This window comes from Olleya sp. AS48 (genome assembly GCF_038900355.1).
Taxonomy (GTDB): domain Bacteria; phylum Bacteroidota; class Bacteroidia; order Flavobacteriales; family Flavobacteriaceae; genus Olleya.
On sequence record NZ_JBBMRD010000012.1, the window covers coordinates 1 to 18,450 of the forward strand.

At 32.4% G+C, this 18,450-nt stretch carries 19 protein-coding genes and 1 tRNA gene; 11 read left to right on the top strand and 9 right to left on the bottom strand.

The window, feature by feature from the left end:
* The 3 genes from WNY60_RS13540 to WNY60_RS13550 all read right to left on the bottom strand — a co-directional run.
* Nucleotides 1–77, bottom strand: a 77-nt coding sequence (locus tag WNY60_RS13540; protein ID WP_342862737.1) for a dodecin domain-containing protein, incomplete at its 3' end; no start/stop codon positions are given.
* Between the two features lie 94 nt (nt 78–171).
* On the bottom strand, nt 172–1,692 hold the full coding sequence (locus tag WNY60_RS13545) for an outer membrane protein transport protein (protein WP_342862677.1): 1,521 nt from the start codon (nt 1,690–1,692) through the stop codon (nt 172–174).
* Nucleotides 1,693–1,712: 20 nt separating this feature from the next.
* Nucleotides 1,713–2,648, bottom strand: coding sequence for a hypothetical protein (locus WNY60_RS13550; protein ID WP_342862679.1), 936 nt, complete (start codon nt 2,646–2,648; stop codon nt 1,713–1,715).
* A 101-nt stretch (nt 2,649–2,749) separates the two neighbouring features.
* Here WNY60_RS13550 and proS point away from each other — a divergent pair, with 101 nt between their 5' ends.
* The 3 genes from proS to rpsT all read left to right on the top strand — a co-directional run bounded on the left by proS (nt 2,750) and on the right by rpsT (nt 4,728).
* Nucleotides 2,750–4,228 (top strand): proline--tRNA ligase, encoded by a 1,479-nt coding sequence (proS, locus tag WNY60_RS13555; protein ID WP_145000812.1) that lies wholly within the window; start codon nt 2,750–2,752, stop codon nt 4,226–4,228.
* Between the two features lie 146 nt (nt 4,229–4,374).
* Nucleotides 4,375–4,446 (top strand) — tRNA-Glu (locus WNY60_RS13560).
* Nucleotides 4,447–4,476: 30 nt separating this feature from the next.
* Entirely contained in the window at nt 4,477–4,728 is a 252-nt protein-coding gene (gene rpsT, locus WNY60_RS13565; RefSeq protein WP_028282655.1) for a 30S ribosomal protein S20, read from the top strand.
* Between the two features lie 319 nt (nt 4,729–5,047).
* Here the strand turns inward: rpsT and rho are convergent, their stop codons facing one another.
* The gene (gene rho, locus WNY60_RS13570) at nt 5,048–6,733 is read right to left on the bottom strand and encodes a transcription termination factor Rho (RefSeq protein WP_342862681.1); all 1,686 of its coding nucleotides are present in this window, start codon (nt 6,731–6,733) and stop codon (nt 5,048–5,050) included.
* Nucleotides 6,734–6,993: 260 nt separating this feature from the next.
* Here rho and WNY60_RS13575 point away from each other — a divergent pair, with 260 nt between their 5' ends.
* Nucleotides 6,994–7,407 carry a DUF4293 domain-containing protein gene (locus WNY60_RS13575; RefSeq protein ID WP_145000808.1) on the top strand — a complete coding sequence of 138 codons (414 nt, stop codon included), beginning with the start codon at nt 6,994–6,996 and terminating at the stop codon, nt 7,405–7,407.
* Nucleotides 7,408–7,465: 58 nt separating this feature from the next.
* Here WNY60_RS13575 and WNY60_RS13580 read toward each other — a convergent pair whose 3' ends face one another.
* Nucleotides 7,466–7,960 carry a metallophosphoesterase family protein gene (locus WNY60_RS13580; RefSeq protein WP_342862682.1) on the bottom strand — a complete coding sequence of 165 codons (495 nt, stop codon included), beginning with the start codon at nt 7,958–7,960 and terminating at the stop codon, nt 7,466–7,468.
* Between the two features lie 154 nt (nt 7,961–8,114).
* On the opposite strand from WNY60_RS13580, the gene truA reads away from it, so the two are divergent.
* Nucleotides 8,115–8,864 (top strand): tRNA pseudouridine(38-40) synthase TruA, encoded by a 750-nt coding sequence (gene truA / locus WNY60_RS13585; RefSeq protein WP_342862684.1) that lies wholly within the window; start codon nt 8,115–8,117, stop codon nt 8,862–8,864.
* Entirely contained in the window at nt 8,857–10,632 is a 1,776-nt protein-coding gene (locus WNY60_RS13590; protein ID WP_342862685.1) for an ABC transporter ATP-binding protein, read from the top strand. The genes truA and WNY60_RS13590 overlap by 8 nt, the downstream gene beginning before the upstream one ends.
* Before the next feature lie 58 nt (nt 10,633–10,690).
* On the opposite strand, the gene WNY60_RS13595 is transcribed toward WNY60_RS13590, so the two are convergent.
* From WNY60_RS13595 to folP, 4 genes are all read right to left on the bottom strand, one after another.
* The gene (locus WNY60_RS13595; protein WP_145000800.1) at nt 10,691–11,092 is read right to left on the bottom strand and encodes a hypothetical protein; all 402 of its coding nucleotides are present in this window, start codon (nt 11,090–11,092) and stop codon (nt 10,691–10,693) included.
* Between the two features lie 73 nt (nt 11,093–11,165).
* Complete coding sequence (gene cdaA / locus WNY60_RS13600) at nt 11,166–11,951, bottom strand: diadenylate cyclase CdaA (RefSeq protein WP_145000797.1); 786 nt, start codon at nt 11,949–11,951, stop codon at nt 11,166–11,168.
* Nucleotides 11,952–11,991: 40 nt separating this feature from the next.
* Nucleotides 11,992–12,669, bottom strand: a complete 678-nt coding sequence (locus WNY60_RS13605) for a hypothetical protein (protein ID WP_342862686.1) — start codon at nt 12,667–12,669, stop codon at nt 11,992–11,994.
* Nucleotides 12,662–13,486 carry a dihydropteroate synthase gene (gene folP / locus WNY60_RS13610; RefSeq protein WP_342862687.1) on the bottom strand — a complete coding sequence of 275 codons (825 nt, stop codon included), beginning with the start codon at nt 13,484–13,486 and terminating at the stop codon, nt 12,662–12,664. Before folP ends, WNY60_RS13605 begins: the two co-directional genes overlap by 8 nt.
* A gap of 115 nt (nt 13,487–13,601) precedes the next feature.
* Here folP and WNY60_RS13615 point away from each other — a divergent pair, with 115 nt between their 5' ends.
* The 5 genes from WNY60_RS13615 to prmA all read left to right on the top strand — a co-directional run bounded on the left by WNY60_RS13615 (nt 13,602) and on the right by prmA (nt 18,426).
* Nucleotides 13,602–14,141: a DUF1599 domain-containing protein gene (locus WNY60_RS13615; RefSeq protein ID WP_145000792.1), complete on the top strand. Its 540-nt coding sequence runs from the start codon at nt 13,602–13,604 to the stop codon at nt 14,139–14,141.
* A gap of 34 nt (nt 14,142–14,175) precedes the next feature.
* Nucleotides 14,176–15,504, top strand: coding sequence for a BT_3928 family protein (locus WNY60_RS13620; RefSeq protein WP_342862688.1), 1,329 nt, complete (start codon nt 14,176–14,178; stop codon nt 15,502–15,504).
* Between the two features lie 98 nt (nt 15,505–15,602).
* Nucleotides 15,603–16,679, top strand: a complete 1,077-nt coding sequence (locus WNY60_RS13625; protein WP_339809609.1) for an ABC transporter permease — start codon at nt 15,603–15,605, stop codon at nt 16,677–16,679.
* 11 nt (nt 16,680–16,690) lie between these two features.
* Nucleotides 16,691–17,440, top strand: coding sequence for a triose-phosphate isomerase (gene tpiA, locus WNY60_RS13630; RefSeq protein ID WP_339809582.1), 750 nt, complete (start codon nt 16,691–16,693; stop codon nt 17,438–17,440).
* A 146-nt stretch (nt 17,441–17,586) separates the two neighbouring features.
* Complete coding sequence (prmA, locus tag WNY60_RS13635; protein WP_342862739.1) at nt 17,587–18,426, top strand: 50S ribosomal protein L11 methyltransferase; 840 nt, start codon at nt 17,587–17,589, stop codon at nt 18,424–18,426.
* Nucleotides 18,427–18,450 lie beyond the last annotated feature (24 nt).

Consider the following 18,450-nt stretch of genomic DNA (forward strand, 5'->3'; position numbering starts at 1 on the left):
TTTACTGCTTTTTTAGTTGCATCTTCCCAACTTTTATCAGAGTTTGATAATACTTCGATTACTTTTAATACTGCCATGATATTTAAATTTTTAATAGACTTAAAAGTTATTAATCATAAAAAAAACCTGAACGTTAAGTTCAGGTTTTTAAAATATAGTTTGTAAAGGGTATTAAATTTTAAAACCTAATGTTAATGTAATATTTGAGTTAGAATTGTCTATCGCGACAGTGTTAGTAAGTCCTGTGTCATATAATTGATAGTTTCTATCTTGTTGAGATTTGCTGTAAGATAAATCCAAATTAGTATTTCCAAAATTATAACCTAAACCTAGAGAATAGCCTTTTAAATCTCCAATAGTGTTTTTGTCTGCATATGGACTTTCTTCAATTCTATAACCTCCTCTAAAGCTAAATTGGTTTAGTTTGTATTCTGCACCAATCTTATATGTAGAGGCTGCAGTTAATGCATTTTCAATCAATGTATTTTGATAATTAAAGTAAGTGTCTGACGTAGGCTTAAATTTTGTTTTACTATGATCTTTTCTAGAATAATCAAAGCTTATTAAACCTTTTGTGCCAAATACGTAAGCTAAACTTCCTGTAATTTTACTAGGTGTTTGTAAACGATAGGTTTCATAAATATTAACAATGTTTGGATCTACAACTTTATAAAAGTTTCCATTTGTATCATCAATTACAAAAGTTTCTAAATATTGGGTTGTTTCGTCTTGTAAACTCATCCATGTTGGCGAGTCATAAGTTAAACCTGCTCTTAATTCATTTGTTAATTTAAATATACCACCTAATTGAAAAGAAAAACCTGATCCATTTGTAGATAGTGTATTGTCAAATAAAACGTCTCTTACAGTAGAGTTTTCATTTGAGTTGGTTTCGTATAAACTAGTGTAACGTTCGTAATTTAAAAAGTGCGAATTTAGGTTTAATCCAAAATAAGTGTCATCACCATATTGGGTACCAACATTAAAACTAATCTTACCATTATAACCTGTTGCTGCATAGCTGTAATCTTGTTTAAATGAATTACCTCTAATGTTACTTGTGTAGTTTTGATTATCATCATCAAAAGTTTCAGGCTCTAAGATGTATGAGTCATACCCTAAAAAGGCTTGCTGATTATCAAATCCATAAGCGCTACCTATTTCGGCATAAGCTTCGGTGGTGGATTCACCAGGAAATGCTGATATTTCATCCAAACGTAACCCTTGTGCATTAGCTAAAAAATATTGGCCAATACTAGTATTACCAGTTCCATTAGCTCTCCAATCATCCTCATAATTTTTAGAGATGTCATAATTAATCCCCAATGAAAATTTTCTCCATTTAGAATTATCATTGGTGTTTTTGAAAATAAAAACACCACCACCTTGATTTAAGTTAACTGAAGAATTTGATGAATTATTCATTCCGTTAAAGTAATTAGTGTCGTTTTTATTATTTTCAATACCTAAAGATACAGAGGCGTAACTACTTGTAAATACTGCAGAACCTGCAGGGTTTACGCTAAAAGCACTTAAGTCTCCTCCAAGCGCTCCAAAAGCACCACTCATACTTTGAAATCTTGCGGTTCCTTTAATGTCTCCACTGGAGTATCTTAATGCGTCATTTATGTTTTGAGCTTGACTTACAGACACAGATATAACACCTATGACTAGTATAAATAATTTTTTCATAGCAAATTTGATTTTGTATTTTAACCTCTTCCTCTTCTTGAACTACCTCCAGAAGTAGATCGACTTCTAGAAGGAGTACTTGATCTAGGTGTAGAGATGCTTCTTGGTGTAGAATTGTTACTTCTTGGAGTTGATGTATTTGTTCTTGGTCTAGGCGTAGATGTATTAGTTCTTGGTCTAGGAGTTGAAGTATTAGTTCTTGGTCTAGTCGTATTTAATCTAGGTTTAGAAGTAGAGTTTGTTCTTGGTCTTGTAGTACTTGTTCTAGGTCTAGTTGTAGTATTTGTTCTTGGTCTAACAGCTGAATTTCTAGAGTATCTTGAACTTAAAACAGAGTTTCTGTTAACAAGTGAACCTCTTCTTCCGGAATTGTATGATATGCCTCTTCTATGGTAACCACTGGTATAGCTATAACCATAACCATAACCAAAATTATTAAAACCGTAGTATGGTGATCTCCAGTAAGAGTTGTAAAAACTATTGTTCCATCCCCAACCATATCTCCAAGAATAAGGACTGTTCCATCCCCAATTATACCATCCATTCCAACCCCAAGGTCTGTTCCAACCCCATCCATAGTCGTTGTAAAAACCAGTATCGTGTATGTTGATTATAACATTACTATTAGTCGCTCCCCAACCTGCATTCTGTTCAGCGACTTCTATAGAATCATCATAGTTACCTTGATAAGTGTCAACGTCAGTAAATATTTCTTCAGTCTGACTATATATTTCTGCTTCATCAGCTTTTTCTTTAAAATAATTAGAGTAATAGTCATTATTATTTTCTGCAGGTATAGCCTCAGACTCATACTGTCTGTTTTCAGTTCCAGTATCATATATGCCATCAGTAGTTTGTCCAACATATTGGTAAGAACCGCAAGAACTTAATGCTAAAGCAGTGAAAAGAACAGTAAAAACCTGTACTTTATTAGTTAAGTAGTTAATTAATTTCATATCGTGTTGTTTTTAATTGTTGAACATTACAAAAATAGTTAGTTTTGTCCAACTATTTTATTATTTAACATAATCACAATTTTTGTGCCAAAAGACTATATATGAGTAAAAAACTAACAAGTAGAGCAGAAAATTATTCCAAATGGTATAATGAACTGGTGGTAGAAGCTGATTTAGCAGAAAACTCAGCAGTAAGAGGATGTATGGTTATTAAACCTTATGGGTTTGCTATTTGGGAAAAGATGCAAGCGGAGTTAGATAGAATGTTTAAAGAGACAGGTCATCAAAATGCATACTTCCCTTTATTTGTGCCTAAGAGCTTATTTGAAGCAGAAGAAAAAAATGCTGAAGGTTTTGCTAAAGAATGTGCAGTCGTTACACATTATAGATTACAAAACGATCCAGATAATCCAGGTAAATTACGAGTGGACCCTAATGCTAAGCTAGAGGAGGAGTTAGTTGTAAGGCCAACTAGTGAAGCTATAATTTGGAATACATATAAAGGATGGATTCAATCTTACAGAGATTTACCTTTATTAATCAATCAATGGGCTAATGTGGTACGTTGGGAAATGCGTACGCGTTTGTTTTTAAGAACAGCTGAGTTTTTATGGCAAGAAGGTCATACAGCACATGCTACTAAAGCAGAAGCAATCACAGAAGCAGAATTAATGAATAATATATATGCCACTTTTGCTGAAAACTTTATGGCTATACCAGTAATACAAGGATTGAAAACCGAAAGTGAGCGTTTTGCAGGTGCTGATGAAACGTATTGTATTGAGGCATTAATGCAGGATGGAAAAGCTTTACAAGCTGGTACGTCTCACTTTTTAGGGCAGAATTTTGCAAAAGCATTTGATGTGAAGTTTACATCAAAAGAAGGGAAACAGGATTATGTATGGGCAACATCTTGGGGAGTGTCTACTAGATTAATGGGAGCATTAATAATGACGCATAGTGATGATCATGGTTTAGTCTTACCTCCAAATTTAGCGCCTAATCAAGTAGTTATTGTTCCTATATATAAGACTGACGAACAATTAGAAGCTATTACCGAAGTGGTAAATGGCATAATGAAAGACCTAAGGAGTAAAAACATTTCTGTTAAGTTTGATAATAGAGACACGCATAGACCTGGAGCTAAGTTTGCACAGCATGAATTACAAGGTGTGCCTTTAAGAATAGCAATAGGATCAAGAGATCTAGAAAATGGAACAGTGGAGCTTGCTAGACGTGATACATTAACTAAAGAGGTTGTTGCATTGGATGGTTTAATTGATAAGGTTGAAGGATTAATGACAGAAATACAAGACACTTTATTTAATAAAGCTAAAACTTACAGAGATAATCACATCACAGAAGTAGATACTTTTGAGGAATTTAAAAAAGTTTTAGAAGAAAAGGGTGGATTTATCTCTGCGCATTGGGATGGAACTGCAGAAACTGAAGATAAAATTAAAGAAATTACCAAAGCTACGATTAGATGTATGCCTTTAGAAGGAAAAATTGAAAAAGGAATTTGTGTGCTTACTGGCAGAGAATCAGCACGTCGCGTATTGTTTGCAAAAGCGTATTAATTTTTTTTTAATTTTTTTTATAAAAATTGTTGCAACACTTAAATATAGTTGTATATTTGCACCCGCAATGGAAACGTTGCTAAGTTATTTGAAAGGGTTGTAAGTTTAAAAAATATGTTTTATATTTGCGCTCTCAATAATCAAATGGCCCGTTCGTCTATCGGCTAGGACGCATGGTTTTCATCCATGTAAGAGGGGTTCGATTCCCCTACGGGCTACAATTTTTATAAAAAAATAAGGAAACAAAAATGGCAAATCATAAGTCAACTTTAAAAAGAATCAGAAGTAACGAAGCTAAGCGTTTGTTAAATAAGTACCAACATAAGACTACACGTAATGCTATTAAAAAATTACGTGAATTAGAAGACAAGAAAGAAGCTGAAGCTTTATTTCCTTCTGTAGTATCTATGTTAGACAGATTAGCTAAGAAAAATGTTATTCACACTAACAAAGCTTCTAACTTAAAGTCTAGTTTAGCTAAGCACGTAGCTGCTTTATAATTAGCTTTTAGTTTCTATAAAATTATAAGTGCTTCATTTAATGAAGCACTTTTTTTGTGCCTTATATTTTGGTAGTCTTTGTTTTTTAATGAAGATACCGTCCTTTGGTGTTGCGTTAGCGGTAGTAGTGGATAGCTTTTGGCGAGCTTGCGCTTTGAGCCAAAACTTGTAACGGATGACGCGACCTATAACCTGATCTTAAATCAGGATATAGGTAACGCCCTAAAATTAAAAACTGCTAAACTTAAGAGTTTACTTTAGTGCATAAAAAAGCCTTAACGATTGTTAAGGCTTTTTTTTTAGTTTATGTTTTTAGTGTTTAACCATTCATTGAGATTAAAAACTCTTCGTTGTTTCTGGTTTGTTTAAAGCGGTCGTTTATAAATTCCATAGCTTCTACAGGGTTCATGTCTGCAAGGTATTTACGCATTACCCACATACGTTGGATTGTGGAAGCATCTAGTAATATGTCGTCGCGACGTGTACTTGATGATGTTAAATCAATTGCAGGGAAAATACGACGGTTAGATATTTTACGGTCTAATTGTAGCTCCATATTTCCGGTACCTTTAAATTCTTCAAAGATAACCTCGTCCATTTTAGATCCTGTTTCTGTTAATGCTGTTGCAATAATAGTTAGTGACCCTCCATTTTCTATGTTACGTGCAGCTCCAAAGAAACGTTTTGGTTTGTGTAATGCGTTTGCATCTACACCTCCAGAAAGTATCTTTCCTGATGCTGGTTGTACGGAGTTGTATGCTCTGGCTAAACGTGTGATTGAATCTAATAAGATTACTACATCATGTCCACATTCTACCAATCGTTTTGCTTTTTCTAATACGATGTTAGCAATTTTTACATGCTCATGCGCTTCTTTATCAAAAGTAGAAGCAATAACTTCTCCACGCACATTACGTTGCATGTCTGTTACTTCTTCAGGACGCTCGTCAATTAGTAATATCATTTGGTATACTTCAGGATGGTTTGCAGCAATTGCATTGGCAACATCCTTTAAAAGCATTGTTTTACCTGTTTTTGGTTGTGATACTATCATACCACGTTGTCCTTTACCTATTGGTGCAAACAGGTCCATAATTCGTGTAGAAATAGTCGCTTGCTTTTCTGCAATATTGAATTTTTCTTGAGGAAATAATGGTGTTAAATGCTCAAAAGCAACACGGTCTCTAACCACATTTGGGTTTTGACCATTTATTTTGCTTACTTTAATTAAAGGGAAATATTTTTCGCCTTCTTTTGGTGGTCTTACTTGACCTAATACTGTATCTCCTACTTTTAATCCAAATAAACGGATTTGAGATTGTGATACATAAATATCATCTGGTGATGAAAGGTAATTATAATCTGAAGAACGCAAAAAACCATAGCCATCTTGCATGATGTCTAAGACTCCTTCGCTTTCTATTATTGCGTCAAATTCAAAATCTGGTTCTCTGTAACGGTTACGACTGTCTTTGTTACCGTTATGTTGGTTACCATTTTTTTGATTGTTATTTTTTTGATTCTTTTGGTTGTTATGTTTTTGTCGATTAGGTTGCTTGTTATCACCTTGTTTATCATCTTTATTGTCGTTAGACTGCTTATTTTTTTGATGATTATGAACCGGTTTTTTTGGTTGTGGTTTAGCAGGTGCTTTTGTTGCAGGTGTTTTATCTCCAACCTCTGATTTTGCTTCTGCCTCAGGTTTTAAATCTAATTGAGGTTGCTTAGTATTGTCCTTTTGTTGTGCAGGTTTACTAACTCTAGCTCTTTTTGGTTTTTGCGTAGCTGGCTTTTTTGAAGCTTCTGTTTTAGCAGGTGCTTTTTTGACAGGTGTATCCTCTTTTTTTACTTCTAAAACAGCTTTTGGGTCTGCTGCTTGCTTATCTAGTATTTGATATACTAAATCTAATTTTTTTAATGAACGAAACTTTGAGACATTCAGTTTTTTAGCTATATCCTGCAATTCAGGTAGCTTCATTTCTTTTAATTGTGAGATTTCAAACATTGATGTTGAATTAACTTATGTGTTGATGTAATTTGAATTGATTATTTCTTGAAGAAAATAAGATATACTTCTGAAGAATTAACGTCTTGCTAGTGTGAGTGTTGCAAACCGTTACGCAATTATACAACTTTTATTTTAATTTTTTATTTAAGTACTAATGTTTATTCATTTTAATAATTGTCTAAATTTTTAATGATGTATGTTTCATTTATAATAAAAGAAACTATATTTTTGTCATTCATACCATTTGAAACTTTAATATGTTACAACGTATACAAACCATATATTTATTAATTGTTGCTGCAATTTCTGGTGGACTTATTTTTGTCTTTGAGTTATGGACAACAACTAATGAGGTTGTTGTGTTTGCAAAAGATGAGCTACTTGTTTTTGGTTTGTTTTTGGCATCAGCGTTATTAGCATTAGTTTCAATATTTAGCTTTAAAAATAGAAAGTCTCAATTTATGCTGGGACGACTTAATCAGATATTAAATTTAATTTTACTAGGATTTTTCGTGTATCGAATACTAAATGCATCTGGAGAAGCAAATGATGTTTCAGAGAAAGGTGTTGCGATTTTCCTCCCTGTTATTTCTATCGTCTTTTTGATTTTATCAAATAGAGCCATTAAGAAGGATGAAGATCTTGTAAAATCTGTAGATCGTCTACGTTAAACCTAACATCTTAGTAGTATTAGTGCGAGAAAAAACCGAAGCGAAAGCTTCGGTTTTTTTATTTTCTTGGATATTCAATAACTTCTAGATTTTCAATTTTACCATTATCAATGGTAAAGCGTAACATGGTACGTACATTATGAAAACCATGGATGCCAATTGCTCCTGGATTCATGTGTAATAAACCTAGTTTTTTATCCTGCATTACTTTTAATATATGTGAGTGTCCACAAATAAATAATTTAGGTGGATTTTTAGTAATTTCCTCTCTTACTCTAATATTGTATCTATTTGGATATCCTCCAATGTGTGTAATCCAAACATCAACACCTTCAATAGTAAACCGATTGTTTTCAGGGAATTCAGCTCTAGCTTTATTATTATCAATGTTACCCCAAACAGCACGAAGTGGTTTTAATGCTTTAATAGCATCTGTAACTTTAAGGTCACCAATATCTCCAGCATGCCAGACTTCGTCAGCTTGTTTGACGTGACTAAGTACAGCATCATCTATATGACTATGTGTGTCTGATAGTAGTAATATTTTTTTCATTTATACCAAAATTTTTTCGGGCGGATCTGTTTCTGCAAAAGTGCTAAACTTAAATTTATTTTTTTGTAAACTATTCTTAAAACTTTAGGCTTGTGAGTTGAAGCTTCTGTGTTTGTATTATCTTTGCTTTTTAGAATGTAAAAATACAGCTTTCTTGCGCTATTTTATAGAACTCGCTTATAACGGAACAAATTATCATGGTTGGCAAAATCAGCCCAACGCTATATCTGTACAACAAGTTTTAGAAAAAGCACTATCAACTATTTTAGGAGAAACTATTACTGTTATGGGAGCAGGACGTACAGATGCAGGTGTACATGCCAAACAGTTGTTTGCTCATATGGATACAGATGTTGCATTTAATATTGACACGTTGCAGTATAAATTAAATTCTTTTTTACCTAAAGATGTGGCTATTCAGTCCATATTTAAGGTAATACCAGACGCTCATGCTCGTTTTCATGCAACTAGCAGAGCTTATGTATATAGAATTGCGTTAAGGAAAAGTCCTTTTAATTTTGATCAGACTTATTTTTTAAAACAGTCTTTAGATATTGATAAGCTTAATCAAGCAACTAAAATATTATTTGATTACACAGATTTTCAGTGCTTTAGTAAGTCTAATACAGATGTACATACCTATAATTGTGATATTATGGAGGCAAAATGGGATGTGGTAGAGGACGAAATTCATTTTACAATTAAAGCAGATCGTTTTTTGCGTAATATGGTTAGAGCAATTGTTGGTACGCTAATAAATATTGGTGTTGGTAAGTTGGAAGTTAACGACATGCATACAATAATACAATCTAAAAATAGAAGTGAAGCTGGTTATTCCGTACCTGCTAAAGGTTTATATCTAATAAAAGTTGAGTATCCTGATACTATAAAATTAAATGACTAAGACTAAAGAAAATATTTTTGATTTACAGCTATTTAAACGTTTGTTTAAATACACAAAACCTTACAGAACCGTTTTTTACGCATTAATAGTGTCTGTTTTAATTTTAGGTGCTTTAAGTATTGCAACACCTGTTTTACTTAGAGAAATTATTGACGAGCATCTTGTTAAAAAAGATTACAGTGGTTTTGTATATCTTATAGTATTAATGGTTGTGCTATTGGTAGCACAAGTTTTGCTACAATTGTTTTTTATATTTTACTCGTCGTGGTTAGGCTTAAAAATGGTAAAAGACATACGTGTTAAACTATTTGACCATATTTTAAGCTTCAGGATGAAATATTTTAACACCTCTTCAGTAGGTGTTTTAATAACAAGAGCTGTTACAGATATGGAACGTATTGCATCTGTTTTTGGTGATGGTTTATTTACCATTGTTAGAGATTTATTAGTTATGGTTGTTATATCTGGTGCAATGTTATATTACAACTGGCAATTAAGTTTAATTGTGTTTGTAACGTTACCAATTGTTTTATTTGCAACTAAAATTTTTCAGCGTTACATGAAACGTGCGTTTGAAGATGTACGTAATGAGGTCTCTAACCTAAATTCGTTTGTGCAGGAGCGTGTAACAGGTATGAAAATTTTACAACTGTTTACAAGAGAAGATACCGAGTATAAAAACTTTAAAGAAATTAATAATCGTCATAAAAAAGCGTGGTTAAAAACGGTTTGGTATAACTCGATATTTTTTCCGATTGCAGAATTTTTAGGATCGCTAACAACAGGTTTAGTGGTGTGGTTTGGTGGTTTAAATATTTTAGTTGAAGGTAGTAATGTTACACCTGGAGATTTATTTATGTTTATTACCATGATCCCAATGTTGTTTAGACCATTACGTCAAATAGCAGATAAGTTTAATACGCTGCAAATGGGTATGATTGCCTCAAATCGCGTATTTAAAATATTAGATACAACATCGCATATTGATAATGCTGGAAACTTAATAGCAGATAACTTTAAAGGAGCTATTAATTTTAAAAATGTACACTTTAGTTATGTGGAGGATGAAGAAGTTTTAAAAGGGATTAGTTTTAATGTTAATGTTGGAGATACGGTTGCTATTGTTGGTGCAACAGGTGCAGGTAAAAGTACAGTTATAAATTTATTAAATCGTTTTTACGAAATCAATTCGGGTAGCATAGCAGTGGATAATGTAGATATTAAAGAGTATACATTAGTCTCTTTAAGACAGCAAATAGCAGTAGTGCTTCAAGATGTGTTTTTGTTTGCAGATACCATTTTAAACAATATTACACTTAGTAATCCAAATATTACCGAAGCTGATGTGGTCAAAGCAGCTAAGGATATTGGGATACATGATTTTATAATGAGTCTTCCAAATGGTTACCATTACAATGTAAAGGAAAGAGGTGTTATGTTGTCTTCTGGACAACGCCAATTAATCTCTTTTTTACGTGCCTATGTAACTAACCCAAGTATTTTGGTATTAGATGAAGCAACGTCATCTGTGGATTCGTATTCAGAACAATTAATACAAACAGCAACAGAGAAAATTACTAAAGGTCGTACCTCTATAGTTATTGCTCATAGATTAGCAACGATCCAGAAAGCAGATAATATAATTGTTATGGATGCTGGTTTAATTGTAGAGCAAGGAACACATGCCGAGTTGCTTAAAAAAGAAAATGGCTATTATAAAAACTTATACGAAGTACAGTTTTTGCAAGCAGAAAAGGTGGCTAGTTAATTTTTGATAAACCAAATAATATAGAAAAGTAACTAGTATTTAGTTGATTATATTATAATTAAGCAGAGATGCCTAATTTACTAAGCATTTTTTTTACTTTAATAATTTCTTCAGAAGATTTTAAGTAAGCCAAATCACGATGTTTTCCATTGGTTAATTGTAGTGATAATCGTTTTGCACCAAAGACTTTTTTTTCTGTCAAACTAACAATTGTTTTTGTATCAATTTTTTCTTGACTTGATTTTTTAAAAATGAAAAAATATAGGACTACTATGGATACTAATCCTAATATAAGCCAGATTATTTGCATAAAACCAATTCCGCTTTCACTAATATAAGAAACGTTAAGAATAGCGTTTAATAGGTTTAAAATCATCAAAGCTTTTATCATAAAATATTGAGACTTTAATCCATCTTTAATGTCTATGGTATTTTCTTTTTCGTTATAAATAATGTTCATTTTAATTTTTAATTAAGGTGAAAACGCATAAAATGGTTGTAGAATAAAATGTTTAACAGAATAGAAATAAGACCTACTCTAAATCATCTTTCAAAATTTGAGCTAATTCAATAGTGTTTTCAAACGGAAGGAATTCGCCATTTCTAAAGCATGAAATCTGTCCAGTTTCTTCACTTACTGCAATTGCAATAGCGTCAGTACGCTCTGTAACACCAACAGCAGCACGATGACGTAATCCAAAACGTTGCGGAATGTTTTTCTCGTTGTTTACAGGTAAAATAACACGTGTTGCTTTAACAATATTATCTTGTATAATAATGGCGCCATCGTGTAGTGGACTATTTTTAAAAAAGATACTTTCTATAATTGGTTGTGTAACTTTAATATTCATTTCGTCACCTGTATTGGCTAAAAAATCAAGATTATTATTACGTTCTAACACAATTAAAGCACCAGTTTTAGAACTACTCATTTTATTGCAAGCAGAGATGATAGCATCAATATCTGTGGATGTACCTTGTTCTATCTTTAAAAACTTTAACTGACTTAAAAACTTGCGTCGACTAGCAAAGTTTGTGGATCCAACCATTAACAAAAACTTTCTGACTTCTTGCTGAAATACAATAATTAACGCAATAAAACCTACACTTATAAAACCACCCAAGATTTTGGTAAGTAAAACCATTTGTAAGGCTTCAACCGTTAAGTATATAAAATAAATAACTACAATACCAATAAAGATATTAATAGCTACAGTACCTTTAACCAGCTTGTATACATAATAGAGTAGTAGTGCTACTAACACCACATCAATCATGTCTATCCAACTGAATTTTAAAATGTCTTTAAATATTTCCAAGGGAAAAGGGTTTTTGTAAAATTAATATAATTGGATTGATTTAATCAAAAATGAATTCGTTATTACTAATTTCTGTGTTTTCAGTTTCAAAGGTTTTTATTATTGATTTTAATGAAATGTAATCTTGGAATAATAACGTTTTTTTAAAACCTAAAACAATATAACTTCCATTATGTTCAATTTCGTTTTGTATTAGCTTTTTAAGTTGGCTAAAATCACTTGAAATAGTTTTATTATCTATTGATATTTTAATATCATCTATTGAAAAACACATAATATCAATAATTTTATTGTCTTCATTTATAGGCTTATTTGAAATTCCTTCTTCGTTTTCATTTATGTATACAACTTCAGTAAAATCAATAAAGCCTAAATTTTTAATACTAGTATCATTACAAGTGTAATAATTTCTAGCTTTTTCATTTTTATGCATGGTTGCATTACGCTTCTTCTCTTGTAGTTTTATTATAGATGGTAACGCTTGTTCTAATGTTAAGCGCTTGTCAACGTTTACTAACCAGTTAGTAGAAATAATTAAGTTTTTTCGGTTTAACTCAACACTATCTTGTTTGGTTTCATCATAAAAAATATAAGCAGGAGAGACGTCTAAAATCTGAGTTATTTCTGCATTTTGTATTTCTGGTAGTTGTATTACTTTTTCGTTTCCGCAAGAAAAAAATAAAAATAGTACAGTAATAAATATAAATCTGTTAAGCATGTAATTTGTTATATAGTGTGATACATTCTTTAGCTTCTTTTACATCGTGCACGCGCAAAATTTTAGCTCCTTTTTGTAGTGCAATCACGTGTAAAGCGGTTGTTCCGTTTAAAGCATTTGCTGCTGTAGTATCTAAGGTTTTGTAAATCATAGATTTTCTGGATATACCTGCTAATACTGGCAATTCTGCAATATTTAATAATTCAAACTTACTTAAAAGTTTAAAATTTTGTTCTAAAGTTTTAGCAAAACCAAAACCAGGATCTAAAATTAAATCTATAATACCCAATTCGCGCGCTTTGGCGATACGTTCTGAAAAATAAAAATTAATATCCTTGATTAAGTTGCTGTATTGGGTTAGTGTTTGCATAGTTTGTGGTGTACCACGCATATGCATCATTATATATGGGACTTGTAAGTCGGCAATAATTGGTAGCATGTTGTCATCTAATAAACCTGCCGAAATATCATTAATTAAAGCAGCACCTTCAATAATAGTTGCTTTTGCTACTTGACTTCTAAAGGTGTCCACAGATATTATAATATCTGGAAAATGACCAACCAAAAGTTTTATTATTGGTACAATGCGTTGCAATTCTTCGTCTTCACTTACAAATGGCGCATTTGGTCTTGAGCTGTAAGCACCAACGTCAATAAACGTGGCACCTTCATTTAGCATGTTTTCTACTTGTTTTATTATTGAAGTTTCATCTTTATAACGTCCACCATCAAAAAAAGAATCTGGTGTTACATTTAAAATACCCATTACTTTTGGAGTACTTAAATCTATAAGTTTGCCTTTACAATTTATTGTCATTGATACACTTAAATATGGTGTTGGGATAACGTTAGTAAAACTTTAAACCCTAAACCTTGAACTTTAAATAATTTTATGCGAAATTTACGCAAAATTCAATTAGAGTTTATCAAATATGCAAGATACTTCAAAACAATACGATGCTGTAATAAAAACCTGTCGTGACCTTTTTATTAATAAAATGACAGATTATGGTAGTGCATGGCGAATTTTACGTTTACCATCATTAACCGATCAAATTTTTATAAAAGCACAACGTATTAGAGGTTTGCAACAAAACGATGTGCGTAAAGTTGACGAAGGTGAGCAAAGCGAATTTATCGGGATTATCAACTATTGTATTATGGCATTAATACAACTCCAAAAAGGAGTGGTAGAGCAGCCAGATTTGGAAGTCGAAGAAGCGACTGTTTTATATGACGAACAAGTAAAAGCAACAAAGCAGTTAATGAAGGACAAAAACCATGATTATGGAGAGGCTTGGAGAGACATGCGTGTTAGTAGTTTAACCGATTTAATTTTACAAAAATTATTACGTGTTAAGCAAATTGAAGATAATTCAGGTAAAACAATAGTAAGTGAAGGCATTGATGCTAATTATCAAGACATGATTAATTACGCCATTTTTGCAATGATACATTTAACAGAACAATAAAATTGCTTTTGCAATTTGATATTTATATATAGTTATGAAATACATAGTCGGTTTTTTAAGAATATTTGTTGGTATATTTTTTATTATTTCAGGATTTATAAAGCTTAATGATCCAATCGGATTTGCTTTTAAATTAGAAGAATATTTTGGACCAACCGTTTTAGATTTACCATTTTTTATTCCTTATGCTTTAGGGATTTCAATAATAGTAGTCGTTTTTGAGGTGCTTTTAGGTATATTTTTAATTATTGGATATAAACCTAAATTTACAATTTGGAGTTTATTATTAATGATAATATTCTTCACATTTTTAACCTTTTATTCAGCGTACTTTGATAAAGTAAAAGACTGTGGTTGCTTTGGTGATGCCATGAAAATGGATCCATGGGAAAGCTTCGGTAAAGATGTTTTTCTATTAGTTTTAATTTTAATTATTTTCTTTGGAATAAAATACGTTAAGCCATTTTTTGGTAAACTAGCTACCACTATTTTGTCTTTATTAAGTTTTATAGCTTGTTTAGGTTTTGCTTACCATGTGTTAATGCATTTACCAAGTATTGATTTTAGACCATTTAAAATAGGAAACAACATTACAGATAACATGATTGTGCCAGATGATGCACCACAACCAGTAATTGAGTATACGTGGACGTTTAATGAAAATGGTACAGAAAAACAATATATAACAGACGGTTCATACCCTGAATCTCCAGGAGAATATCTTACAGTGACAACAAAAACAATATCGGAAGGTTATGAGCCACCAATACATGATTTTTCAATTGAAAAAGATGGTGAGGATTTTACTCAGGACATCCTAACGCGACCAAATGTACTATTGGTAGTTAATTACAATTTAGCAAAATCTGAAAGTGATGGTTTAGTGGCTGTAAAACAAATTACAGACAAAGCAATCGCAAATGGTTATGATGTTATTGGATTAACAGCATCTGGTCCAGATGAGGCAAATGGTGTAATCTCAAATTATAAATTAGGTTTTGAGTATTATTTCTGTGACGAGACTGCTTTAAAAACAATCATCCGTTCTAATCCAGGATTATTAAAATTAGAAAAAGGGACCATCATCCAAAAAGTACATTGGAATGATATTGATCAATTAGAACTACCAAAAGTAGATAGACCAGCATCTAAGGTTATAGATGATGGAACAGCACATGTAGTTGATGATAAAGTTTTAAATAAAGAAGCGTTTGAAGCTTTACAGTTAAGTGAAGATCAAATTGAAAAGGTATCTGTTTTTAAAGGAGCTTCAGAGGTTAAAACGGTTATTGATTCAATAAACACAGCTACTGGTAAAAATTACACAAGTATTGTAAAAATTGTAACAAAAAAAACAGAATAACATAACTTCTATTGATTTGTAAAGCATAAGCAAATTATATCTAGAAACACATTAATTTGTAAAACAGTAAAACAACGTATTTAAAATAAATATACCCACTGATAACATACCTTCTAAATAAAACAGGTTACGCATTACTTACATTATTTGGTGTAATAACCGTTATATTCTTATTATTTAGTGTGCTTCCAGGAGATCCAGCACAAATGATGTTGGGTCAAAATGAGGATAGTCAGCAACTAGCAATTATCAAAAAAAAATACGGTTTTGATAAGCCTGTTGCTACGCAATATTTGTATTATTTAAACGATTTGTCTCCAGTATCATTTCACTCAAAAACAGAAGGTGACTACACCTATTTAAGTCAAAATAAATACGCAGCAACACAACTATTTGCAATTGGCAATACTACAATGGTTGTTAAATTTCCATACCTACGCGAGTCTTTTACAAAGCAAGGTAAAAAAGTAAGCCAAGTATTATCAGAGACGTTACCCAATACGTTTGTATTGGCAGTTTCAGCAATACTAATCGCAATCTTTTTAGGTGTTATATTAGGCGTGGTTTCTGCATTAAAAAAAGATACTTTTTTAGATAAAACCATTCAAATATTGAGTACCTTAGGTATGAGTGTACCATCCTTTTTCAGCGCCATATTATTTGCATGGTTATTTGGATTTGTATTGCATAAATACACTAATCTAGAAATGACAGGAAGTCTTTACGAGTTGGATGATTTTGGCGAAAAAATGCACGTAAAATGGAAAAACTTAATCCTACCAGCAATCGTATTAGGGATAAGGCCATTAGCAGTCGTGATACAATTAATGCGCAACTCCCTATTAGAAGTACTTAATCAAGATTATATCAGGACAGCCAGAGCAAAAGGATTATCAGAGTTTCAGATTATTAAAAAACACGCTATTAAAAACGCATTAAACCCAGTAGTAACTGCAATCTCAGGTTGGTTTGCAAGTATGCTAGCAGGCGCAGTGTTTGTGGAGTATATTTTTGGTTGGAACGGATTAGGGAAAGAAATTGTAAACGCACTTAACACCTTAGATTTACCTGTAATTATGGGATCTGTGTTAATAATAGCCTTACTATTCATAATAATTAATATTTTTGTAGATATAATATACACTTGGTTAGATCCAAAAGTTAAATTAGAATAAAACGTAACGTCATGAGAAAAAACATAGTAGCCGGAAACTGGAAAATGAATAACGATTTACCACAATCAGAAGCATTAATTTCAGATTTAAAAAGACAAACAAAAACATCTAATGCAGAGGTTATGATTGCGCCAACATTTACCAACTTATGGCATGCTTTTGAAGCTACAAGACATGACGATATCGAGGTTATTGCACAAAACATGCACTTCGCAGAAAATGGCGCATACACAGGAGAGGTAAGTGCAGACATGCTTAAAAGCGTAGGTATCCAAACAGTAATTTTGGGTCACTCAGAGCGTCGTGCATATTTTAACGAAGACGATGCTATTTTAGCTAAAAAAGTAGACCAAGCCTTATCTAAAGACTTACGCGTAATTTTCTGTTTTGGAGAAGAACTTGCAGACCGTAAAGCAGCAAACCACGAAGCTGTAGTAGAAAGTCAAATCAAAAACGCATTGTTTCATTTAGACGCATCAGCATTCAAAAATATCGTGTTGGCTTATGAGCCTGTATGGGCAATCGGAACTGGAGAAACAGCAAGTCCAGAACAAGCACAAGACATGCACAAATTTATCCGTAAAACATTAAATGACAAATACGGTAACCAAGTGGCGGACGACATGACTATCCTTTACGGAGGGAGTGTAAAACCAGCAAACGCCAAAGAAATTTTCTCAAAACCAGACGTAGATGGTGGATTAATTGGAGGAGCAGCCTTAAAAGCCGAAGATTTTTACGCAATCGTAAATGCCTTTTAAATAACAATAAAAATTAAAATAATTTGGGCGTTACCACAAGGGTCGCGTCTTCCGTTATATCTTTTTTTGCCATATGTGGCAGCAAAAAAAGGATGCCACTACAACCGCTAACGCAGGCTAATCTGCAAAATACAGTACAAATTATAATGTCAAATATTATTTACATAGGGTATTACTTTAAAGTGCAACCCATGCAACCAGGAACAGAAATCCTGATAGCAGAACTAGGTTACGCAGGATTTGAAAGTTTTGTAGAAACCGAAGAAGGGGTTACAGCATACATTCAAAAAGAAGAGTACACAGACACTATTTTGGACGATATCCAAATATTAAAGTCAGACGAGTTTGAAATTACCTATACCTTTGACGAGATTGAGCAAACCAATTGGAACGAAGAGTGGGAGAAAAACTTTAACCCAATAGTAGTCGATGATCTGTGCGCAGTACGTGCACCATTCCATGATAAGTTTGACACGCAATACGATATTATCATCGAACCAAAAATGAGTTTTGGAACCGGACATCATGAGACCACACACATGATGATCCAGCATATTCTTAAAAATGACTTTACAGATAAGTCCGTTTTAGATATGGGATGCGGTACAGCTGTTTTAGCGATACTAGCAGAGATGAAAGGTGCAAAACCATTAGACGCTATAGATATTGATAACTGGTGCTACTTAAATAGCTTAGAAAACGTGGAGCGTAACAATTGTAAACATATTTCTGTTTATGAAGGTGAAGCAGCACTTTTAAAAGATAAAAAGTACGATAGTATTATAGCAAACATTAATCGTAACATCTTGTTAAATGACATCTCAGCATATTCTAAATGTTTGGATGCAAACGGTACCTTGTTTTTAAGTGGTTTTTATCAAGAAGACATCCCAATGATAGAAAAGGAGTGTAATAATAATCAACTTTTTTTAAAGGATACATTAACCAAAAATAATTGGGTTGCACTTAAGTTTGAGAAGCAGTAAAATTGCTTAAAATCACAATTATCG